This is a genomic window from Massilia eburnea, assembly GCF_050709955.1.
GTDB lineage: Bacteria > Pseudomonadota > Gammaproteobacteria > Burkholderiales > Burkholderiaceae_D > Rugamonas > Rugamonas eburnea_A.
The window spans coordinates 63,272-85,380 of sequence record NZ_JBNZFX010000030.1 but is presented as its reverse complement, the minus strand read 5'-3'; the positions used below and the strand labels follow the sequence as shown (position 1 = coordinate 85,380).

General features: G+C 63.9%; 20 protein-coding genes. 4 read left to right on the top strand and 16 right to left on the bottom strand.

Going from position 1 to position 22,109, the window contains the following annotated elements:
• Positions 1-14 precede the first annotated feature (14 nt).
• Both ACQ4MM_RS16030 and ACQ4MM_RS16025 read right to left on the bottom strand, forming a co-directional pair.
• On the bottom strand, positions 15-329 hold the full coding sequence (locus tag ACQ4MM_RS16030; protein ID WP_431478275.1) for an H-NS family nucleoid-associated regulatory protein: 315 nt from the start codon (positions 327-329) through the stop codon (positions 15-17).
• A gap of 50 nt (positions 330-379) precedes the next feature.
• Positions 380-1,477 carry an MraY family glycosyltransferase gene (locus tag ACQ4MM_RS16025; RefSeq protein WP_431478274.1) on the bottom strand — a complete coding sequence of 366 codons (1,098 nt, stop codon included), beginning with the start codon at positions 1,475-1,477 and terminating at the stop codon, positions 380-382.
• Between the two features lie 221 nt (positions 1,478-1,698).
• Here ACQ4MM_RS16025 and ACQ4MM_RS16020 point away from each other — a divergent pair, with 221 nt between their 5' ends.
• A complete protein-coding gene (locus ACQ4MM_RS16020; RefSeq protein WP_431478273.1) occupies positions 1,699-2,544 on the top strand; it encodes a symmetrical bis(5'-nucleosyl)-tetraphosphatase in 846 nt (281 codons plus the stop codon).
• Here the strand turns inward: ACQ4MM_RS16020 and ACQ4MM_RS16015 are convergent.
• The 7 genes from ACQ4MM_RS16015 to ACQ4MM_RS15985 all read right to left on the bottom strand — a co-directional run bounded on the left by ACQ4MM_RS16015 (position 2,541) and on the right by ACQ4MM_RS15985 (position 7,546).
• Positions 2,541-3,032, bottom strand: a complete 492-nt coding sequence (locus ACQ4MM_RS16015; RefSeq protein WP_431478272.1) for a hypothetical protein — start codon at positions 3,030-3,032, stop codon at positions 2,541-2,543. The genes ACQ4MM_RS16020 and ACQ4MM_RS16015 overlap by 4 nt on opposite strands.
• Positions 3,029-3,826 (bottom strand): lysophospholipid acyltransferase family protein, encoded by a 798-nt coding sequence (locus tag ACQ4MM_RS16010; protein ID WP_431478271.1) that lies wholly within the window; start codon positions 3,824-3,826, stop codon positions 3,029-3,031. Before ACQ4MM_RS16010 ends, ACQ4MM_RS16015 begins: the two co-directional genes overlap by 4 nt.
• Complete coding sequence (locus ACQ4MM_RS16005) at positions 3,807-5,111, bottom strand: dihydroorotase (protein WP_431478270.1); 1,305 nt, start codon at positions 5,109-5,111, stop codon at positions 3,807-3,809. The genes ACQ4MM_RS16010 and ACQ4MM_RS16005 overlap by 20 nt, the downstream gene beginning before the upstream one ends.
• A 2-nt stretch (positions 5,112-5,113) precedes the next feature.
• Positions 5,114-6,079 carry an aspartate carbamoyltransferase catalytic subunit gene (locus ACQ4MM_RS16000; protein WP_431478269.1) on the bottom strand — a complete coding sequence of 322 codons (966 nt, stop codon included), beginning with the start codon at positions 6,077-6,079 and terminating at the stop codon, positions 5,114-5,116.
• Positions 6,072-6,593: a bifunctional pyr operon transcriptional regulator/uracil phosphoribosyltransferase PyrR gene (pyrR, locus tag ACQ4MM_RS15995; protein ID WP_431478268.1), complete on the bottom strand. Its 522-nt coding sequence runs from the start codon at positions 6,591-6,593 to the stop codon at positions 6,072-6,074. The genes ACQ4MM_RS16000 and pyrR overlap by 8 nt, the downstream gene beginning before the upstream one ends.
• Positions 6,580-6,906, bottom strand: a complete 327-nt coding sequence (ruvX, locus tag ACQ4MM_RS15990; protein WP_431478267.1) for a Holliday junction resolvase RuvX — start codon at positions 6,904-6,906, stop codon at positions 6,580-6,582. Before ruvX ends, pyrR begins: the two co-directional genes overlap by 14 nt.
• A gap of 64 nt (positions 6,907-6,970) precedes the next feature.
• Entirely contained in the window at positions 6,971-7,546 is a 576-nt protein-coding gene (locus tag ACQ4MM_RS15985; RefSeq protein WP_229207118.1) for a YqgE/AlgH family protein, read from the bottom strand.
• A 184-nt stretch (positions 7,547-7,730) separates the two neighbouring features.
• Here ACQ4MM_RS15985 and ACQ4MM_RS15980 point away from each other — a divergent pair, with 184 nt between their 5' ends.
• Positions 7,731-9,095 (top strand): cryptochrome/photolyase family protein, encoded by a 1,365-nt coding sequence (locus tag ACQ4MM_RS15980; RefSeq protein ID WP_431478266.1) that lies wholly within the window; start codon positions 7,731-7,733, stop codon positions 9,093-9,095.
• Here ACQ4MM_RS15980 and ACQ4MM_RS15975 read toward each other — a convergent pair.
• The 7 genes from ACQ4MM_RS15975 to ACQ4MM_RS15945 form a co-directional block, all read right to left on the bottom strand.
• A complete protein-coding gene (locus ACQ4MM_RS15975; RefSeq protein ID WP_431478265.1) occupies positions 9,074-9,637 on the bottom strand; it encodes a YdcF family protein in 564 nt (187 codons plus the stop codon). The genes ACQ4MM_RS15980 and ACQ4MM_RS15975 overlap by 22 nt on opposite strands.
• Positions 9,638-9,697: 60 nt before the next feature.
• Positions 9,698-15,850 carry an Hpt domain-containing protein gene (locus ACQ4MM_RS15970; RefSeq protein ID WP_431478264.1) on the bottom strand — a complete coding sequence of 2,051 codons (6,153 nt, stop codon included), beginning with the start codon at positions 15,848-15,850 and terminating at the stop codon, positions 9,698-9,700.
• 35 nt (positions 15,851-15,885) lie between these two features.
• Positions 15,886-18,213, bottom strand: coding sequence for a methyl-accepting chemotaxis protein (locus ACQ4MM_RS15965; protein WP_431478263.1), 2,328 nt, complete (start codon positions 18,211-18,213; stop codon positions 15,886-15,888).
• A gap of 57 nt (positions 18,214-18,270) precedes the next feature.
• Positions 18,271-18,819, bottom strand: coding sequence for a chemotaxis protein CheW (locus ACQ4MM_RS15960; protein WP_431478262.1), 549 nt, complete (start codon positions 18,817-18,819; stop codon positions 18,271-18,273).
• Positions 18,820-18,822: 3 nt separating this feature from the next.
• Positions 18,823-19,188 (bottom strand): response regulator transcription factor, encoded by a 366-nt coding sequence (locus ACQ4MM_RS15955; RefSeq protein ID WP_431478261.1) that lies wholly within the window; start codon positions 19,186-19,188, stop codon positions 18,823-18,825.
• Positions 19,189-19,214: 26 nt separating this feature from the next.
• Positions 19,215-19,613: a response regulator gene (locus ACQ4MM_RS15950; RefSeq protein ID WP_055929366.1), complete on the bottom strand. Its 399-nt coding sequence runs from the start codon at positions 19,611-19,613 to the stop codon at positions 19,215-19,217.
• A gap of 149 nt (positions 19,614-19,762) precedes the next feature.
• Entirely contained in the window at positions 19,763-19,915 is a 153-nt protein-coding gene (locus ACQ4MM_RS15945; protein WP_028104578.1) for a rubredoxin, read from the bottom strand.
• 96 nt (positions 19,916-20,011) lie between these two features.
• Here ACQ4MM_RS15945 and thiD point away from each other — a divergent pair, with 96 nt between their 5' ends.
• Both thiD and hemL read left to right on the top strand, forming a co-directional pair.
• Entirely contained in the window at positions 20,012-20,821 is an 810-nt protein-coding gene (gene thiD, locus ACQ4MM_RS15940; RefSeq protein WP_431478260.1) for a bifunctional hydroxymethylpyrimidine kinase/phosphomethylpyrimidine kinase, read from the top strand.
• Entirely contained in the window at positions 20,818-22,101 is a 1,284-nt protein-coding gene (gene hemL, locus ACQ4MM_RS15935; protein WP_431478259.1) for a glutamate-1-semialdehyde 2,1-aminomutase, read from the top strand. Before thiD ends, hemL begins: the two co-directional genes overlap by 4 nt.
• Positions 22,102-22,109 lie beyond the last annotated feature (8 nt).

The following is a 22,109-nucleotide window of genomic DNA, read 5'->3' as shown; positions in this document are numbered from 1 at the left end:
AAAATGAAACTGGCTCAGATGCGCAGGTCGTCAATCGCCTTGCCGCCCTCGACCCAGTCCTTGACCCATTTCGGCTGGCGGCCGCGGCCGGTCCACTGTTCGGAGGTATTGGCGGGATTGCGATAGCGCGCTTCCACCTTGCCGCCCTTGTTGCGGGTGCCAGGGTAGCCGGCCAGCAATTCCTTGAGCGGCACACCTGCCTGCTGGGCAATGGCGAAAATCTGCTCGCGTGCTTTTTGCTTATCCATGCCTTCGCGCTGCTTTAATTCGCGCTTAATCTGTTCCTGCAGGTTGCGCAATTCAGGGGACGCCAAATTCGACAGGTCCATGATCTATCCTTTATTGAATTTCGATGTTTGGGAATATACACGAAATCGGCTTAGCGGATTTTCTTATGTCGAATCATCCAGCGCGGCGCTTTAAATCGGACAATGCGTGCATAAAGCCAGACATAACTGGCAATAAATAACAGGCAGAACAGCATCAAGACCCAGGTATAGCGCCAGAATACCGTGGCGGGAATCACCGCCATCAGCGAAAACATCCACAGGTAAGGCGAGGTCATGGAATTGCGGCGCACCAGCGCACGCGCGTCCTTGCGGCCCACTGCCCATTGCACCACGCGCCGGAAAATCAGGCTATGCAGGTGAATACCGTCCGGCATTGCGGGCGAGGTGCCGCGAATGAAGAAACGGCGATATACGCTGAACAGGGTTTCAAAGGTCGGATATATTAATAGCAATACGGCGTACCAAGTAGAAACTTGTGGATTGCGCATTACCAGCAACAGGGCCAATTCGCCCAACATAAATCCAATAAAGTAAGCACCGCCATCGCCCAGGAATATCAGGCCGACCGGATAATTCCAGATCAGGAAACCGGCCGTGGCGCCGGCCACCATCAATGCCGCCACCAGCACGAACATATCGTTGACCTGCAGCGCGACATAACCAAGCGACAGCAACATGCAGATCGTCACCACGCTGGCCAGCCCATTGAAACCATCGATGATATTGACGGCGTTGGCAATGCCGGCCACCGCCAGCACCGTAAGCGGCAGCGTAAACCACAGATAGGGCAGCGGCGTGGTGGAGAACATCCAGTCGATGCGGTCGATGCGCGCGTCCATCAGGAAATAGGCGAGCAAGGCGGCAAACATGGTCAGCAGCAGGCGCCGGCGCGCACTGACTTTGCCGGTATAGTCTTCGACAATGCCGCCCAGGAAGGCAAACATGGCGCACATGATCAGCGACAGCATCCAGCTGGTCATGACCGGCACGCGCCACACCGAAACGCAGGCGCTCAGCGCCACTGCCAGGAAGATCGACAGGCCGCCGATACGGGCCACATGATGGACATGCACTTTTTGTACGCCACCGAAATCAGTGTCCAGCGCGGGACCATGTAAGCGCACTTCCTTGATCACCCACAGGGTCAGGAGTGCGGACGTGAAAAAGCTCACGAGGAAGGAAAACATTAGTTCTTATCAGTATAGTGAGCCAGCCGCCATTGTCGCAGCGCAGCAAGAAAGATTGCTCGCGCGCTAAGCGGCGATTGTACCGTATGCACGGGGCGGGACGGGAAATTCTAGCCGCTGGCGTTGCGTCCAGGGCATTTACTTACCGATTGATACTTTTACCCGGCGATTGCCGCAGCAGCGCGCCGCCGGCTGCCGCGATCATGCGTTATCCTAGCGGGATGAAAACCTACGTAGTGGGCGACCTGCAGGGTTGCCATGGCGAGACCGTCAGCCTGGTCGAAAACATCCTGGACACCGAACATGCCGCCGGCAATGAGCCGCCCGCCATCCTGTTCTGCGGCGACTTGATCAACCGCGGCCCCGATTCGCTGTCCACGCTGCGCTATGTCCAGGCGCTGAGCCAGGGCAGCGACGGCCGCATCGACGCGGTGCTGGGCAACCATGACCTGCACCTGCTGGCGGTGGCCAACGGCATCCGCCCCGAATCGAGCTCCGACACCATCGAACATATCCTGGCTGCGGCCGACCGCGACGCCTTGCTGCACTGGCTGCGGCTGCGCCCGATGGCCATCATGCGCCCTGGCCACTTGCTGGTGCACGGCGGCGTTCTGCCGCAATGGACCGCGCAGCAGGCCCTGGAACTGGCCGGCGAAGTGGAGGCGGCCTTGCGCGGCGACCAGTGGGTCGGCTTCCTGCGCGAGATGTACGGCAACCAGCCCGACCGCTGGAGCGATGAATTGAGCGGCGCCGCGCGCCTGCGCTGCATCGTCAACGCCCTGACCCGCATGCGCTTCTGCAGCGCCGAAGGGGTGATGGACTTCAAGATGAAGGAATCGGCGCACGCCGACCCGTCGAGCGGCCTGATGCCGTGGTTCGAGGTGCCGGGCCGCCGCACCAGCGATACCACCGTGGTGTTCGGCCACTGGTCGGCGCTGGGCCTGCGCATCATGCCGCGCCTGATTGCGCTCGACAGCGGCTGCGTGTGGGGCGGCAAGCTGTCGGCGGTCTGCCTCGACGACCACAGCCTGCTGCAGGTGGATTGCCCGGAATACCGGACGGTTTAATGCTTGGACGCGCCTTCGGCCGGGGCTGAGGCCTGCGCCTGGGACGGTGCCTGGCCATCCGCCTTGCCCGCTTCGCCGCCGCCCTCTGCCGCGGCGGGCGCCTCGCCTTCGGCCGGCGCTGCGGCGGCCGGCGCAAACGCCGCCGCCATCAGTTCCTTGTAGGCTTCCGACTTGCGCAGCGGCTCCAGGTTGGCGCTGCCCTTGATCGCCTCTTCATCCGTGAAACCGTTGACGATCGCCGTCTCCAGCGACGCCATGGCGGCATTCTTGCGGCCCAGCTGCGCCTGTGCCTGCGCCAGCAGGAAATAGGATTCCGCTTCCTTCGGCGCCTTCAGCGTGGCGGCATATGCCTTGTCGGCCGCGATGCCATAGTTCTTTTGCGTCAGGCTTTCGGTCGCCTGCGTACGCAGGGTCTTGGCATTGCTGAAGGTGTCGCCGCTGCAGGCCGCCAACAGCAGGCAGGCTGCCAGCACACTGATCCTGGTCATGCTGATTGCTCCTGTAAAGATTCCGCCTCCGGCACGATGCCCAGCGCGGCGCCAATCGCTGCGTGGCTTGCCGCCGCCAGTTCGCGCCGATGGGCGCCCTCGCCCGGCATCGCTTGCAGCACGGCCAGGCGGGCCCGCACCGGCTTGCCATCGAGGATATTGATCACGCTTTGCGCGAAAGTCATGTCGCCAATGAAGTCGACCGAGGGGTGCGTCTCGCCTGCCGCGTCGACATAGGACAAGGCAAACGGCTGCACCGGCACCTTGCCGTCCACTGCCGCCTCGAACAGGTTGGCGTGGAAAGGCAGCAGCGTGCCTTGCGCCGCCGTAGTGCCCTCGGGGAAGAAGGCGACGCGCTGGCCATCCTGCAGGGCATGCACCAGGCCTTTGAAAATATTGCGCAGTTCGCGCTTGTTGCCGCGTGCGATGAACACAGTGCCCGCCTGCGCCGCCAGCCGGCCGGCCAGCGGCCAGTCGCGGATTTCGGCCTTGGCCACGAAGCGGCAAGGGTGAAGCGCATTGATGACGAAGATGTCCAGCCACGAGACGTGGTTGCAGACGACCATGCCCTGCTCCAGCGGTACGGCGCTGCCCGGCGTCAACTGCACGCTGACGTTGCAGATCGCCAGCAGCTGGCGCGACCAGCGGCGGATATGGCCGTTGCGCTTGTCCGTCCCGATGCAAGGGAAGATGAATGCGCAAGTCGCCATGCCGGCCAGCACATGCAGCGCCATGCGCCCGATGCGCAGCATCAGGCGCCAGTCGAGGTTGCGTTTAGCCGGGCTTGCGTTCATATGCTACCTGGCCCGCAACGATGGTCGCCTGCACCTGTCCTGCCAGCTCGTAGCCGATGAACGGCGTATGCTTGCCCTGGCTGGCCAGTGCGCTGCCGGCGACGGTCCAGCGTGCGGCCGGGTCGAACACGACCACGTCGGCCACGCAGCCCACGCCCAGCTGGCCCGCTTGCGCCAGTCCGGCCACGCGCGCGGCTTCGCTGGTGACGCATGCCACCGCGCGCGACAGCGCATCGTCCTTGCCCTGGGCGGCGGCATAGTCGTCGGCCCACTTGATGGCCAGCGACAGCAGCAGTTCCAGGCCGGTGGCGCCCGGCGACGCTTCGCCGAACGGCAGCAGCTTTTCATCGTCGTCGCACGGGGTGTGGTCGGAGCACATCGCATCGATGGTGCCGTCCAGCAGGCCGGCCCGGATCGCCTCGCGGTCGCGCTGGGTACGGAAAGGCGGATCGACGCGCGCGTTGGAGTCGAAGAAGTTGATGTCGGTATCGGTCAGGTGCACGTGGTGCACGCCCACGTCGCAGCTGATCGGCAAGCCCTCCGCTTTCGCGGCGCGCACCAGTTCCAGGCCGGCAGCCGACGACATGCGGCACAGGTGGACCTTGGCGCCGGTGGCGCGCATCAGTTCGAAGATGGTGTGCAGGGCGATGGTCTCGGCCATCACCGGCACGCCGGACAGCCCAAGGCGCGAAGCCAGCGGGCCGCTGTGGGCCACGCCGCCGCGGCCGATGTAGGCGTCCTGCGGGCGCAGCCAGATGGTGAAACCGAAGGTGGCCGCATATTGCATGCAGCGCTGCAGCACCGTGGTGTCCCTGATCGGGGTCTCGGCTTGCGAGAAGCCGATGCAGCCGGCGCCGGTCAGTTCCACCAGCTCGGTCAGCGCTTCGCCTTTCAGGCCGTGCGTCAGCGCGCCCAGCGGATGCACATGGGCCTGGTTCAGGCCGCGCGCGCGGTGCTTCAGCATTTCCACCAGGCCCGGCTCGTCGAGCACAGGATCGGTGTCCGGCGGGCATACCAGCGAGGTCACGCCGCCCTGCACTGCCGCCTGCATTTCCGACTTCAGCGTGGCCTTGTATTCGAAGCCCGGCTCGCGCAGGCGCGCGGACAGGTCCACCAGGCCCGGCGCCACCACCTTGCCGGCGGCGTCGATGGTGCGGTCGGCCTTGAAGCCGGCCGGCGCGCTGCCGATGGCGGCAACCTTGCCGTCCACGATGTACAGGTCTTGTTTGGAATCGATCTTGTTGGCCGGATCGATCAGTCGGCCGTTCTGGATATGTACGTTCATTTTTATGCTTGCGTGCCTGCCAGGATGCTCATCACCGCCATGCGGACTGCGATACCGAAAGTGACCTGCGACAGGATCACCGCTTGCGGGCCGTCGGCCACGGCGGAGTCGATCTCCACGCCGCGGTTCATCGGGCCAGGGTGCATCACGATGGCGTCCGGCTTGGCCAGCGCCAGGCGTTCCGGCGTCAGGCCGTAGGCGCGGAAGTACTCGCCGGCGGACGGCAGCAGCGCGCCGCTCATGCGCTCGTTCTGCAGGCGCAGCATGATGATCACGTCCACGTCCTTCAGGCCTTGGTCCATGTTGGTGAAGGTGCGCACGCCCAGTTGTTCCAGGCCGCCCGGCAGCAGGGTATGCGGGCCGATAGCGCGGATTTCAGGCACGCCCAGGGTGGTCAAGGCGTGGATGTCGGAGCGCGCCACGCGGCTGTGCAGGATGTCGCCCACGATTGCCACGCGCAGGTTGCTGAAGTCCTTCTTGTAGTGACGGATGGTATACATGTCCAGCAGGCCCTGCGTCGGGTGCGCGTGGCGGCCGTCGCCCGCGTTCACCACGTGCACGTGGTTCTGCCTGGTATCGTGCAGGTGCTTGGCGATCAGGTACGGCGCGCCCGACTGCGAGTGGCGCACCACGAACATGTCGGCGTGCATGGCCGACAGGTTGTCGATGGTGTCCAGCAGCGACTCGCCCTTGCTGGCGGAGGATGCGGCGATGTTCAGGTTGATCACGTCCGCCGACAGGCGCTTGGCGGCGATCTCGAAGGTGGTGCGGGTACGGGTGGAATTTTCGAAGAACAGGTTGAAAACGCTTTTGCCGCGCATCAGCGGGACCTTCTTCACTTCGCGGTCCGATACCGACACGAAGGAGGAGGCGGTATCGAGGATCTGGTTGATGATGGCTTTCGGCAGGCCCTCGGTCGACAGCAGGTGCTGAAGCTCGCCGTGTTTGTTGAGTTGCGGATTAAGCATGGTTCTGTTCAATAGTCAGGGAAAACTTTCCGTCGCCGGCTTGCTGCAGGCGCAGCGCCTGGCCTGGCGCGCAGCAGGTTTGGGCCGCCACGAAATCGGCGGCCACCGGCAATTGGCGTTCGCCGCGGTCCACCAGCGAGGCGAGCATGATGCGCGCCGGACGGCCGTAGTCGAACAATTCGTTGATGGCGGCGCGCGTGGTGCGGCCGGTGTAGAGCACGTCGTCCACCAGCACGATGGTGGCGCCGTTGACGTCAAAGCCGATATGGGTCGGCTTCACGTCGTGCGGCAGGCCCTTCTTCGCGTAATCGTCGCGGTAGAACGACACGTCCAGCACGCCCAGGCGGGAAGTCAGATTCAGGTCTTTGGCCAGGCGCTCGGCGATCCAGGCGCCGCCGGAATGGATGCCGACGATGGCCGGATCATTGGCGCCGGCAATGCCGGCCTTGACCTGCTCGCGCAGGCTGGCGTACAGCGCTTCGGCGTCAAGCTGTTGGGGATCAGTGTGGGACATATTCGTCAAAGTATTGTTGGAGGATGATGGCAGCGGCACGGTCGTCGATGATTTCGCCGCGCTTGGCGGCAATCATCGCCGACGAATAGCGTTCGTCGACCAGCACCACAGGGAGATTGAAACGGCCGTTGAGCTGATTGGCAAACTTGCGGCAGCGCGCCGTCATGTCGTGCTCCGCCCCATCCGGGTGGAAAGGCAAGCCCACAATCAGCCTGGTTGGCCCCCATTTGTCGATCAGGGCCTTGATTTCGGCGAAGCGTGCATCGTTGACCGTGGATTGAATGACGGCCAGGGGGCTGGCCTGGCCGATCATCGTGTTTCCCATTGCGACACCAACGCGTTTGATGCCGAAGTCGAAGCCTAAAACAGTTTCCGGACTATGCATGACCCGCTTCAGAGTTAAGCATCAGGGGATCGAAGCCCAGCAGCTTGATGGCGGCCTGGTAGCGCTCCTCGATCGGCACTTCGAACACGATGCGCGGGTCGGCGGCCACGGTCAGCCAGCCATTGCGTGCCAGTTCGTCTTCCAGCTGGCCGGGGCTCCAGCCCGCATAGCCGATCGACACCATCATACGCTCCGGACCCTGGCCGCGGGCCACGGCTTCCAGCACGTCGATCGAGGTGGTGAAGGCGACGTCATTGGTCACTGTCAGCGAAGACGAATAGTGCGCGCCCGGCGTGTGCAGCACGAAACCTCGGTCATCCTGCACCGGGCCGCCGAACATGATCGGCTCGGACTCAAGGTGGCGCTCGGCGGCGGACGACACTTCGAGGTCGATCCGGTCGAACAGCACTTCCATGGTCATGTCGGTAGGTTTGTTGATCACCACGCCCAGCACGCCGTTTTCATTGTGTTCGCAGACATACACGACGGTGCCGCCAAAGATCGGGTCATGCATGGAGGGCATGGCAATCAGGAAATGATTTGCCAGGTTGAGCGCAGGGGCAGTCATATGTGCCTTTAGCTCCTTCAGTTCAATAGTTTCCGGTAACAATCCCGGCACAGGCATGCTTCTGGTCAATTTGACTTTTTTCATGATTGCTCTCTATGCAGGACTGTTAAGAGTTCTTTACTGTAATATCCGCGCTGCAACTGCCGGATATACCCACAGTTTACTATGAATTGCTGATCCAGCCATGAAAAACGCCCTTGTCTGGTTGCGCCGCGACCTGCGCCTGTTCGATCATGCCGCCATGCATCACGCGCTGGCCTCTGCAGGGACAGTGTACTTTGCCTTTATTTTCGACCGCGCCATCCTCGACGCGCTGCCGCCGGCGGACCGGAGGGTCGAGTTCATTTTCGATACGCTGACGGCGCTTGCGGCGGAGCTCGAAGCGGCTGGCGGGCACTTGCTGGTCCGGCACGATTTTGCCGAAAAAGCAATTCCCGAGCTGGCCGCCGAACTCGGCGTCGATGTTGTTTTTGCCAATCACGACTATGAGCCGGCGGCGATTGCGCGCGACGCCGCGGTGGGCCGCAGCCTGCGCGCTGCCGGCCGCGCATTGCGCACTTTCAAGGACCAGGTGGTGTTTGAGCGCGATGAGGTGCTGACGCAGGCCGGCCAGCCGTTTTCCGTGTTTACGCCCTACAAGAACGCCTGGCTGCGCAAGCTGGAAGCCGATCCGTCGGTGCTGGCGCCGTGGACGGTGGAAGCGGGCCGCTTTGCGCCCGGCCGCAGCACGCTGCCGTCGCTGGAAAGCCTGGGTTTCGAGTGCAGCAACCTGCATCAACTGGGCCTCGGCAACGGGCCGCAGCTGTTCGACGCTTTCCTTGAGCGGATCGCCGATTACGGCGTGGCGCGCGACTATCCGGCCATCAAAGGGCCGTCCTATCTCTCGATGCACCTGCGCTTTGGCACCGTGTCGATCCGCCACCTGGTGCGCACCGTGATGACCATGTCGGCGCGCGGCGCCGTCGGCGAAGGCGGCGCGGTCTGGCTGTCGGAGCTGATCTGGCGCGAGTTCTACATGCAGATCCTGTTCCACCATCCGCACGTGGTGGACAGCGCCTTCAAGCCGGCCTACGACAAGATCGAATGGGAAACCGGTCCCGAGGCCGACCAGCTGTTTGCCGCCTGGTGCGAAGGCCGCACCGGCTACGCACTGGTCGATGCCGCCATGCTGCAGCTGAACCGCACCGGCTACATGCACAACCGGCTGCGCATGGTGACGGCCTCGTTCCTGTGCAAGGACCTGGGCATCGACTGGCGCCGCGGCGAAGCTTACTTCGCGCTGCACCTGAACGATTTCGAACTGTCGTCCAACAATGGCGGCTGGCAGTGGGCCTCGTCGTCAGGTTGCGACGCGCAGCCCTACTTCCGGATTTTCAATCCGGTCACGCAGTCGCAGAAGTTCGATCCGGAAGGGAAGTTCATCAAGCGCTACCTGCCGCAACTGGCAGCGCTGTCGGCCAAGGAAATCCACCTGCCGCGCAACCCGATCGTCGAGCACGACCAGGCACGCAAGCGCACGCTGGAACGCTACGAGGTCGTCAAGAAATAGGCGACGTAGCCTAGCACCTCCCTCGGAATCGAGTAAAGGTCGCGCCATTCGACATGGCGCGCATGGCTATGGCCGGCGACGCGCACGCCGGCGCGCTCCAGGGCAAGCCGGGTGCGCGGCACGTGGAAGTATTGCGTCGCAACGATGGCTGTCTGCAGGCCCTTGGCGCGCATGCAGGCAGCCGCGTTCATGGCAGTGGCCCGGGTATCCAGGCCCCGGCTATCGATGACGATTGCCGCCGTTGGCACGCCATGCTTTGCCAGGTAGTCAGCCATCACTACGGCCTCGTCATGACCTTCCTTGCCCAGCCCTCCGCTGACAAAAATCCACGGTGCGCGCTGCGCGCGATACAAGGCCAGCGCGACGTCGAGCCTGGCCTGCAGCCGCGGGCTGGGCCTGCCGTCCGGGTCCACCGTATTGCCGGGCACGACGATCATATCGGCCGCGCCTGGCTGGTCGCTGCAGCCCGCCGCCACGAGCAGGCCGCAGCCCAGCAGGAAAACGCCGGCAAGCAGCGCGGCAAATAGCTTAAGCAGTCGCATGCGATCGGATAAAAAAAGGGCAGGCGCTGCGGCCTGCCCCCTGGTTCGCTACTGCATGCCTCAAGCGCGTTGAGGCAGCAGGCCGGCGATGGCGCCGAGCAGGATATCTTCCTGGAACGGCTTGCCGAAGTAGGCATTCACGCCCAGTTGCAGCGCGTAGTTGCGGTGCTTGTCCGCCGAACGCGAGGTGATCATGATGATCGGGATCTCCTTGGTGCGTTCGTCGCCGCGCACGTTGCGGGTCAAGTCGAAGCCGTCCATGCGTGGCATCTCGATGTCGACCAGCATCAGTTCCGGCAAGCGGTCCTGCAACTGTTCCAGCGCATCCACGCCGTCCTTGGCCAGCATGACGTGGTAGCCTTCGCGCTCCAGCAGGCGCTGGGTTACCTTGCGCACGGTGAGCGAATCGTCCACCACCATGACCGTGCCGTGGGCGCGGGTCTGCGCCACCGGTTCGGCAACGCCGCCGGCCGGTGCCGGCGCCGGAGTCGCGGAAGTGCGCGGAGCCAGTTCCGGATGCTGCGCCACGTGCAGCTGCAACGCCACCGGATTCAGGATCAGCACGATCTCGCCCGAACCAAGCACGGTTGCACCGGCGATGCCGGGCATGCGCGACAGCTGCGGGCCGATGTTCTTGATCACCACCTCGCGGTTGCCGACGATTTCGTCGACGTGCAGCGCGACGCGGTCGGTACCGTTACGCAGCATCATGACCGGCGAAGAACGCTGCAGAAGCGGACGCGCATCGCCGTCGCCCAGCAGCGTGGCCAGGTAGCGCAGCGGCACGTGCTGGCCGTGGTGCACCACCGCGCCCTTGGCGGTAGCGTCGGCCAGTGCGCCTTCCTTCAGTTGCAGCACCTGTTCCACCATCAGCGCTGGCACCGCATGGGTGCGGCCGCCGGCGGAGATCAGCACCACCTGGGTCACCGCCAGCGTCAGCGGCAGGCGAATCGTGAAGCGCGAACCCTTGCCTGCTTCGGTGAAGGTTTCCACGCGGCCGCCCAGGGCTTGCGCCTCGGACAGCACGATGTCCATACCCACGCCGCGGCCGGCCAGTTCGGTCAGCGTATCGGCAGTGGTGAAGCCCGGCTGGAAGATCAGGTTGGACGCTTCGGCGTCGCTCACCACCTGGTCTTCGGCCAGCAGGCCGACGCTGCGCGCCTTGGCGCGGATGCGTTCCAGGTCCAGGCCGGCGCCGTCGTCGCTGAACTCCAGCACCACTTCGTTACCCTGCTGGCTGACCTGCACCAGCAGTTCGCCGGTCTCGCCCTTGCCGTGTTCGACGCGCCGCTCGCGCGACTCGATGCCGTGCACGATGGCGTTACGCAGCAAGTGCTCGAATGGCGCCGCCATGCGTTCCAGAACGCTACGGTCCATTTCCACGCCGCCGCCACGAATGTCCAGGTTGACGCGCTTGTCGGTTTCTTTGGCACCCTGGCGGGCCACGCGGAACAGACGCTCGGAGACGCTGTTGAACGGCACCATGCGCACGCGCATCAGGTCACGCTGCAGGTCGCGCGTCATACGCGCTTGCTGCGTCAAGTCGCCGGTGGCGCCGTCGATGGAACGGATCAGGCCTTCGTGGAAGGAGGCCACGTCGTTCACCGATTCGGCCATCATGCGGGTCAATTCCTGCAGGCGGGTAAAGCGGTCGAACTCGAGCGGGTCGAATTCGCGTTCGCCGGCAATCGACATACGCGAGGAAATCTGCGATTCCGCTTGCATCTCGACTTCGCGCAACTGGCGGCGCAGGCGATTCAAGTTTTCCTGGAAGTCCGATACCGAAGTACGCAGCGAGGTCACTTCGTTTTCCAGGCGCGAACGGGTGATCGACACTTCACCGGCCTGGTTCACCAGGCGGTCGAGGATGTCTGCACGCACACGCACCAGCGGCGAGGCCTTGGCGGCTTCCGCTTCGTCGCCGCGTCCCGGCGTTGCAGGCGCTGCGGCCAGGCGCGCGGCCAGCGCGCTGAGCGAAGGCTGGGCTGCGCCTTGGGCCGCCGGCGTACCGGCTTCGGCGGCCGGTGCTGCCGCTGCCGCTTGCGCAGCAGCCATGGCAGCAGCATAGGCTTCCGGATTTTGCAGTTGTTCGAACAGCAGCAGCGCGTGGTCGTAGTGCGCCATCAGCTCGTCGAACGAGTGCTGGGACGCGCTGCCTGCGTGCACCATGTTTTCAATGTGCGTCTCGATTTCGTGCGCGTGCTGGCCAAGGCGCATTGCACCGGCCATGCGGGCGCTGCCCTTCACGGTGTGCAGCACGCGCTGCAGGCTGTGGGCGTGGCTGAAATCGGTCGGCTTGGCGTGCCATGCGCGCAGCGATTCGCCGATCTGCGGCAGCAGGTCGGTGCCTTCTTCCAGGAACACCGGCAGCAGGTCCGGATCCAGCTCGTCGTGAATGTCGGACGGGCTGGCACCGAGCAGGTGCGGGGTTTCCGGCAGCTCGACGACCTGCACTTCGCTTGGAGCTGCGTGGTCCAGGTCGACCGCGTCTTCTTCGATGGCTTCGCCGGCGGCCAGTGCGGTGGCATCGATGGCGTCGACTTCGATTGCGGCTTCGGCGCTGGCGGCTTCAGCTTCAGCCAGCAGCACTGCTGCTTCAATCTCTTCGGCAGCCGGCTCTGGTTCGGCTTCGGCTTCGGCAACCACCGGCGCAGGGATTTCTTCCACCACCGGCGCAGGGGTTTCCTCGACCGCCAGGGCGGCGATTTCTTCCACCACCGGGGCGATGATTTCTTCCACCACAGGGGCGGCGATTTCCTCGACCTCTGGGGTGATGATTTCTTCAACCTCTGGGGCGATGATTTCTTCCGCCACCGGAGCGGTGATTTCCTCGACCACCGGAGCGGTGATTTCCTCGACCACCGGAGCGGTGATTTCTTCCATCACCGGGGCGGAGCTGTCGGCGGCAACCTGCTCGACTGCCTCAGGCGCGGCTTGCGTCAGCTCCGGCGCATCGAAGGCGTCGTCGAAGGCGGCATCGAACAAGTTGTCGATATTGCCTTCTTGCGCAGCCACTGCCGGCGTCGGCTGCTGCGTGCTTTCGGCTGCGGCAGGCGGTTCGGTGACCAGGCTGTGGTAAGTGTCGCTGAACAGGTTGTCGAGACGCTCTTCCAGCTGCTCGCCGCCTGGCTCGCCCACGATGCTGTCAAGGCGCTCATCAAGCGCCTCGCCCACTTCCGGCGGGTGCGCCAATGCATCGCGCAGCTTGTGCAGCGCTTCAATCAGTTCCGGCTGTTCCGGCGGCAATTCGCCGGTGGCAAAAATCTGCAGCATCTGGCGCACGCGCTCGATCGTGAAATCGAACAGATCGTGCTGGGCACCGTCCAGGTGCGGCGCCGGCGGCTGCAGCTCCTGCAGCGTGATTTCCAGCGCATAGGACAGCTCGCGCAGCGGTTTGAAACCCACCGTGCCGGAAGTACCAGTCAGGGTGTGCACGGCCTGCAGCGCGTCCGGATGGACCGGACGCCGCTCGTGGCGCCATTCGCCGAAATCTTGCGACAGCAGGCGTACCAGTTCGTCGGTTTCCGCCATGTAGATGTTGTACAGCGGCAGCGGGATCGCCAGGCGTCCCACGAACTTCATATTGTCTTCCGGCGGCGGCTCCAGCGGCGCTGGCGCGGTGGCAGTCGGGAAATCGATGACATTGGTCGGGCGGGCCGCTACGGCCTCGTCTTCCAGCGTCAGGCCGGCGTCGGCTTCGACGACTTCAATCGCGTCCAGCTCGAAGGACAGGTCATCCGGCAGCCCGTCCAGCGCGTCGGCTACAGGAGCGGCCTCGGCAACCTCGAAGGCATCGGCCCCGGTTGCCGGGACGCTGGCTTCAACTGCCTGGCTCGCCTCGTCAAGCGTGTCGTCCAGCACCGGAACTTCGGCAACGGCTTCGCTGGTGGCGGCGACCGGTTCAGCGACAGCCGGCGCGCTCGGCGCAGCTGCCGCCTGGGTGCCAACTGCCGGCCGTGCGAACACGCCGGTATCCTGCAGGTGCGTGGCAGCGTCGACGATCGGTTTTTCCTGGCGTGCCGAGTTTCCGCTGGCGGCAAGTTCTTCCACCCAGGCCGACATCTCTTCGCTCGCGTAATTGAGCAGCGCGAACAAGTCTTCCGAGGCGCGGCGCTCTTCCGCCAGCCACAGGTTCATGACTTTCTCGATCGCGTGGCCGCCGTCGCCGAAGCGGTTCAGGCCCACCATGCGGCTGCTGCCCTTCAGCGTGTGGAACGAGCGGCGCAGCATGGTCAGGGTGTCGAGGTTGGCGATCTCGCTATGCGGGCGCGCCAGCGTCTCGCGCACGAAAGCCAGCACTTCCTGTGCTTCGCCGATGAAAATCTCCAGCAGTTCGGCTTCGACGGCCTCGTCGCCGGCGGCGCCGGCTTCAGGCACCGGTGCGGTCAATACCGGTTCAGGCGCCGCTTCCGGCTCTGGCAGTGCTTCTTCCAGCACCGGGATCGACTCCGGTCCGGAAATCTTCTTGAACGGAACGGCACGGAAGGTTCCGTGCTCAGGGTCGAACACGAAACGTTCGCGCGCGCCGGATGGATTCTGCGCCAGCATATCGACAAAGAAGCCCAGCGCACCCACGTTCTGGGCGATATCGTCGAGCGCCCTGGCTTCATGCGCCTGGTCGAACTGGCCCGATGCCAGGCGGCCGATCTCGATGCGCACATGCGCAGCGGCGTTCATGGCTTCATCCTGGTCCAGGATGGCGCAGGCGCCGTGCAGCTGGTGCAGCACCTTGTCCAGGTCCGACAGGTCGGCGCGGCGCGCCGGGTCGGTGTAATACTCGTCCAGCATCTTCTCGACCTGGCGCAAGCCGGTCTTCATTTCCAATGCCAGGGCGACAACGGTGTCTTCTTCGTGCAACTGGCGGGCCAGGCCGCCTTGCCACTGCGCTGGTTCCGGCGCCGCGCCGCCAGCGGCCAGGGCCTGCAGGCGTGCCGCGATGGTGTCGGCGTGGGCGTTGAAATCGTCCGGCAGGTGGCGGATCTGGGCGATGCCATGCTCGGCGAACAGCAGCGCCGTCGCCATTTCCAGCCCCAGCGCCTCGCTGCGGCGGGTGCCCACGGTGCTGCGGGCCGATTCCGCCAGCTGGCGCAGCAGCGCCGCCAGCGCACCCAGGCCCAGCATTTCGCTGGCCACGGCTGCCTTGGCCAGGGATTGGCCAAAATCGTTATCGAGCTCCGCGTTGTTCTCGTTCTGTTCGATGCGCTGCCATACCGAACGCGCATGGGCAATGCCTTCGCGCGCAGCGGCCAGCGATGCATCGTCGATCCGGCCGTAACGGCGCGTTTCGAAATCGTGCGGCACCATGCCATCGAGCGCATAACCGGCGCGCAGCTGGCGCGCCAGCGGCGGCAAGTGCTCCGGATCGGCCGCGGCGACGAAGAACAACGCCTCCTTCAGCACATTGTCCGGCAATTCAGGCGAACCGGCCGACAGGCGGCGCAGTTGCAGGTTGATCAAGCCGAACAGCTGCTTGACGTAACGGTTGCTTTCCTGCTGGCCGCCCACCACCAGCTCGGCGAAGGCTTGCATGGCGCGCCAGAACACCCGCGCCTTATGCTCGCCCTGCTGCTCGGCGACGTCGGTGATGGCTGCCTGCAGCGCCGCCGCGTGGATGGCCTGGCTGCCGGCATCGGCCGCCTTCAGGTAAGGCAGCAGCGCGCGTTCGAAACGCTGGCGCAGCGCCTTGTAGTCCGGTGCGCCGGTGGGCGCGCCGGTGACAGGCAAGGCCGCCGGCAGTTCCGGCACGTACGATACGTCAGGGAAGAACAGGTCGGCCGGGTGGACCCGGTCGATGCCCAGCAAATCCTGGATATCGCGGAAGAACGGGAACAGGCGCACCGGCTGGAACGGGGCGCCGGACAGCAGCTCCTCCAGGAATTCCACCAGTGCCTGGTACATATTGGCCAGCAACTGGGCGTGGTCCGACGTGCATTTCAGGGTGCCGTCACGCATGCGGTCCAGCACCACTTCCGCCAATTGCGTCAGCAGCGCCACGCCGTCCACGTCCACCATCTGCAGGGCGCCGTGCGCCTGGTGCAGGTGCGACTTGGCGTGCATCAGCGCCGTGGTCTGGTCTTCCGCGTCACGCCCGCCGGCTTCGAACAGCGCCGTGCGGGAACGGGCCAGCGCTTCGCGGATTTCACCCATCACCCAGGACAGCGGGCCGGTGTCGTATTGCGGCAAAGCGGTGAACGAAAGATCAGGTTTGCTCATAGATTCTAAAAATTAAGCGGCAACTTGGGTACTAATCAGGCACCAACACGGAATCGCGACACGGAGTTCTTCAACTCCTGCGCCAGCGAGGTCAGTTTGCGGACCGAACTTGCGGTTTGCTGGGTACCGTCCTGGGTTTGCTGCGTTACCTGCAGGATGTGCTGCATATTGTGCGCCACGCCATTGGCGGACGTCGCCTGCATGCCGGTAGCGTAGGAAATGCCCTGAATCAGTTCTGCCAGGCGGTTCGAAACCTGCGAGATGTCCTGCAGTGCAGTACCCGCCGCGTCGGACAGTTTGGCACCCTCGACCACACCCTGCGTGGATTTTTCCATAGCGGCTACCGCGTCGTGGGTGTCGGTCTGAATGGTCTTCACCAGCGCACCGATCTGCTTGGCCGCTTCAGCGGAACGTTCCGCCAGTCGCTGCACCTCTTCCGCAACCACCGAGAAGCCTCGGCCTGCTTCACCTGCCGATGCCGCCTGGATTGCCGCGTTCAGCGCCAGCACGTTGGTCTGTTCGGTAATGTCGGAAATCAGCTCGGTAATCTCGCCAATCTCCTGCGACGATTCACCCAGTCGCTTGATGCGCTTCGAGGTCTCCTGAATCTGCTCGCGGATCTCGTCCATACCCTTGATCGCGTTCTGCACCGCGTCCGCACCCTGGCGCGCCGCGTCAACCGACTGGCGCGCAACGTCCGCCGATTCCGACGCACTGCGCGACACGTCGGTAATCTCGTTGGCCATCTTCACAACGGTGTTGGATGCGTCCTGAATCTCTTTCGACTGCGCTGCCGATGCCGCCAGCAGGTCATTCGAAATCCCCTGTGCGTGGCTCGATGCGGAGGTAACCTGTTCTGCGGTAATCGTCACACGGCCTACCAGGCCGCGCAGCTCTTCCACGGTGTAGTTAACCGAGTCGGCGATCGCGCCGGTAATGTCTTCAGACACGGTTGCCTGCACGGTCAAGTCACCGTCCGCCACTTCCTGCAGTTCGTTCATCAGGCGCAAAATTGCGGCCTGGTTCTGCTCGTTAATAGCCTTGGTTTCTTCTTCCTGCTGCTGCGCTTTCTGGCGCATGGCTTCCGCTTCCTGGCGGCGACGCTCGGAAGCGCGGCCACGGTTCTGGGAGTCAAGCAGCAGCACGCGGCCGATCGCCGCAGCGGAGACCAGGGTCACCACCAGGCCAACCACCATCAGCCAGAACGACAGGCCCAGCGAGTCCTGCTGCTCGCGCAGCTTGGTCTGCAGGGTCGCAAAGCTGGCACGCACGTCTTCGTTCTCGTTGAACAGCAGTCGTTCCGCGCTCTTCGCAGCGGAGAATTTCTCCAGACGGTCCAGAATGAACTTGACCAGCTTGTCGTAGTCTTCGAAACCTTTTTTCAGCGCCTGCAGGTTTTCGCGGGTTTCGCCATCCTTCACGGCTGGCAGGCCAAGCTGGTCGCTGCCGGCCAGGAAGCCGTCCACGGTCTGGCGGAACACGGTGGCGTCGCGGCCCAGCTGGAAGGCGGTCTCGGACGAGGAAATGCCGCCTTCGGTCAGGAAGGCCGAAGCGCTACGGCTCATGCGCTGGGTCAGCATGCCCAGCTTGCCCAGCGCCGCCAGTTCCTTGGCGCTGCCGCCCTGCTTCAGGCGTGCCGACGCGACTTCCTCGGTCAGCGACAGCAGGTCAGGCGACATGGCGTTCAGTTTCTGCAGGGTCTCGTCCAGACCCGCCAAGTCCCACTTGTATTTGGCGATGGTGGCAGCTGCCTTGTCGGAAGCCGTCCACTTCTTACGGGCCTCGTTCAGGGGCGGCAGCACCGCGCCCGGGGCCGACAGCACCGAGTGGCCGGCATAGCGGCCACCGTCGGCCAGCGCCAGCAGTGCGCGATTCAGCTCGCTGCGGCTGTCCTCCAGCTGCTTGATCGCTTGCTGGTTACCTTTAATCGCGTTAGGCGCCGCCTTGCCGATACGCTGCGAGTGCATCAGCACGTCGGACGCGATCTGGGTACGGGTCGACGTCACGCCGCTGTTGTACGCATTCCACGCCACGAACACCACCGACAGCAGCAGGGACACACCCAGCGTGGTCGACAGCAGGCTCAACTGGCGTGCGCTTGGCAGGTGGCCGATCAGCGGCAACTTGACGTTGGCCGCGGCTTCACCCACCGAGCTGGTACGCAGGCGCTGCAGCAGGCCACGGGTGCCTTCCGCCGCTTCCGGGGTGACGCCGTCGGCCATGGCCGGTTGTTCAGCAGTGGCAACAGCCGCTTCTGGCGGCGTGCCCTCGTACTGAGAATTGTTAAAGCTGGCAAACTCCGAATTGGAACCCAGCTCGGCGCTGGCCTCCGGTGCGGAGCGCGACAAGAATTTAAATGCCATTACTACGTCCCCCGATTGCTTTCGATAGTGTTGCGCCTGCCCGATGGCAGCGCGAGATTACAGGCCGATTTGCAGGAACCGCGCATCGTGCACCAGTCCACCCAGGTCCAGCCTGGTCCACTGTTGCCCATCGCGGTCTTTGAATTGCTGGCCACCCCAGGCGGCCTGCCCGTTGTCCGCCACTGCTTCTTCCACCATTTCGCCCAGGTTGCGCAGGCCAAGCACGCGCCCGGCCAGGATGGCAACGTTGAAACCAAGGTGGGTGGCAAGGGTCACCAGGCGGCTGTCCGGCCCCGGCTGCGTGCCCGCCTCGCCCATATAGCGCGCCAGGTCGATCACGCCGACCAGGTTGCCGCGAATATTGGACAGGCCGCGATACCAGTCCTGCGACAGCGGTACCGCCGTCATGGCCTGGAACGGCACGATTTCGCCAACCTGGGTCAGGTCCAGCAGGCAGCGGCGGCCGCCCAGCAGCACGCCCAGCTCGCGGCCAGCATTGCCCGTGCCGGCCTTGGCGGCCTGCATGCGCTCCAGCAGCGTCACTTGGTACTGCCGCAGGCGGCTGCGGCGTTCAGCGCCGGTCGGCGCCTGCTGTTCGGTCGTCATCGCTTAACCGAGTGCGGCAATCTTGGCCAGCAGCTCGGCCGCATCGACCGGCTTGACCAGGTAATCCTTGGCGCCTTGGCGGATGCCCCAGATACGGTCGGTTTCCTGGTTCTTGGACGAGCAGATGATGATCGGCACGTCCTGCAGCTCAGGATCCTTGGCGATGGCGCGGGTGACCTGGAAGCCGTTCTGGCCAGGCATCACCACGTCCATCAGGATCAGTTGCGGTTTGTCCGCCTTGATCTTGAGCATGGCTTCTTCGCCGTTTTCGGCAGTGGAAACGGTGAAACCGCTGCGCACCAGGATGTCGGTCAGGTAATAACGCTCGGTAGGCGAGTCGTCTACGATCAGGATTCGTTGAATGGCCATGCTTTTACTCTCTGTAATTCGGTGTTTTATGCACTGGCAGCAGCGGTGTGCTCTCGCACCGCAGCCAACAGGCTGTCTTTGGTGAAGGGTTTAGTCAGGTAGGCTGCCGAACCGACCATGGCACCGCGCGCACGGTCGAACAGGCCATCCTTGGACGAGAGCATCAGCACTGGCGTGGAATGAAACTTGGCGCTCTTTTTGATCAGGGCGCAGGTTTGGTAGCCATCCAGCCGCGGCATCAGGATGTCGCAGAAGATCAGCGCCGGCTGCTGGTCATTGATCTTGGCCAGCGCGTCGAAACCATCCTCGGCCAGGATTACCTGGTATCCCGCCTGGGTCAGGAAAATTTCAGCAGACCGACGAATGGTGCTGCTATCGTCGATCACCATGATTTTCAGTCCGGTTCCTTGCGGTTTATTCGTCATTTCTAAAGTATTCGCTCAATAGTCTCGCTACGATAGCACAGGGTACAGGCCTGTGGCAGGGTATGCTGCTGAAAAGAAACACTTATTTATTTGAAAACTTGGAAACATTCATTAATTGTCAAGAAACTTCGTTTTCAAACTTATAACATTTAGATCGCTACCATCTCGAAATCGTCCTTGCGCGCGCCGCATTCCGGGCAAGTCCAGTTCATTGGCACATCGGCCCAGCGGGTACCCGGCGCAATGCCTTCTTCCGGCAAGCCTGCGGCTTCGTCATAAATCCAGCCGCAGATCAGGCACATCCAACTCTGGAATTCCTGGCTTGGTTCATTGCTGCTCACGTTGATTCACCTTCTAATAAAGTAAAATGCTGAATTAGGTATCTTAATCTACCCGCCGTGCAAAACCAAACATCTCCCCTGATCCTGACTTTTGGCGTGGCCGATCCGGTTGGCGCAGTTGGCGTGCACGCTGACCTGGCTGTCTTCAATGCCCTGGGTTGCCGCGGCCTGGCCGCCACCACCGCCCTGCTGGTCGGCGACAGCGCCCGTATTGAAGACCAGCAGCATGTCGACCCCGACTGGGTGGCCGACCAGGCCCGCATGGTGCTGGAGGATGTGCCGGTGCAAGCCTTCAAGATCGGCGCACTGGACCACCTGGAACATGTCTCCACCCTGGCCGAAATCGTCTCCGACTACCCCGACGCGCCGCTGGTGCTCGATCCTTTCGGCAGCCAGTTGCCGGCGCCGAGCGACGAAGACGACCCGGAAGAACTCCTGACCGTGATGCGCCAGCTGCTGGTGCCGCAGGCCACCTTGCTGATGCTGTCCGAAGTCGAACTGGCGCGCATGGCCGAAACCTGGCGCGACCTGGGTAACGGCGAGACCATGGCCGACGATGCCGAACACCTGATCGACCTTGGCTGCGAATACGTGCTGGTGACCGGCACCAATGCCGGCAGCGGCCAGCGCGCCAACACCCTGTACAGCACCGAAGGCGTGCTGCGCCACGATAAATGGCAGCACCTGCCAGGCCCCTTCGTCGGCGCCGGCGGCACCCTGTCGGCCGCCATCGCCGCCTACCTGGCGCACGGCCTGGCCGTGCCGGAAGCGGTGGAGCGCGCCGAGCAATACACCTACCAGACCCTGCTCCATGCCCAACGCTATGGCATGGGGCGCTTTGTCCCCAATCGATTCTTCAAGCCATGACTATTTCGAAAAACGACATCCTGTTCGAACGCGCCCAGAAAACCACTCCGGGCGGCGTCAATTCGCCGGTGCGCGCCTTCCGCTCCGTGGGCGGCACGCCGCGCTTCATCACCCGCGCCGAAGGCCCTTACTTCTGGGACGCGGACGGCAAGCGCTACATCGACTACATCGGCTCCTGGGGCCCGGCCATCGTCGGCCACGCCCACCCGGAAGTGGTGAAGGCGGTGCAGGATGCGGCCACCCGCGGCCTGTCCTTCGGCGCCCCGACCGAAGCGGAAATCGAGATGGCGGAAGAAATCTGCCGCCTGCTGCCCTCGATCGAGCAGGTACGCCTGGTGTCCTCCGGCACCGAAGCGACCATGAGCGCGCTGCGCCTGGCGCGCGGCGCCACCGGCCGCGACAAGATCATCAAGTTCGAAGGCTGCTACCACGGCCACGCCGACTCGCTGCTGGTGAAAGCCGGCAGCGGCCTGCTCACCTTCGGCAACCCGACTTCAGCCGGCGTGCCGGAAGATTTCGTCAAGCACACCCTGGTGCTGGACTACAACAACGTGGCAGCGATCCGCGCCGCGTTCGCCGAATACGGCGACCAGATCGCCTGCGTCATCGTGGAACCGGTGGCCGGCAATATGAACCTGATCAAGGGCAGCCCGGAATTCCTGGGCGCGCTGCGCGAGCTGTGCACCGAGCACGGCGCCATCCTGATCTTCGACGAAGTGATGTGCGGCTTCCGCGTCGGCCTCGGCGGCGCGCAAGAACTGTACGGCATCAAGCCCGACCTGACCGCGCTGGGCAAGGTGATCGGCGGCGGCCTGCCGGTGGCGGCCTTCGGCGGCTCCAAGGAACTGATGTCGAAGATGTCGCCGGTCGGTGCGGTGTACCAGGCCGGCACCCTGTCCGGCAACCCGGTCGCCGTGGCAGCGGGCATGACCACCTTGAAGCTGATCCAGCAGCCAGGTTTCTATGACGGCCTGGCCCGCAGCGCACGCCGCCTGGCCGACGGCCTGAGCGCCGCCGCCAAGGAAGCCGGCGTGACCTTCTGCGCCGACGCCGAAGGCGGCATGTTCGGCCTGTACTTCAGCGCCAGCCCGCCCAACAACTACGCCGAAATGATGGCCGGCGACCGTGAAAAATTCAATGTGTTCTTCCACAAGATGCTGGACCAAGGCGTGTACTTCGCCCCGGCCGCCTTCGAAGCCGGCTTCGTCAGCGCCCAGCACGACGACGCCGTGATCGACGCCACCATCGCCGCCGCCAAAAAAGTCTTCGCGACTCTCTAAAGAAAAGT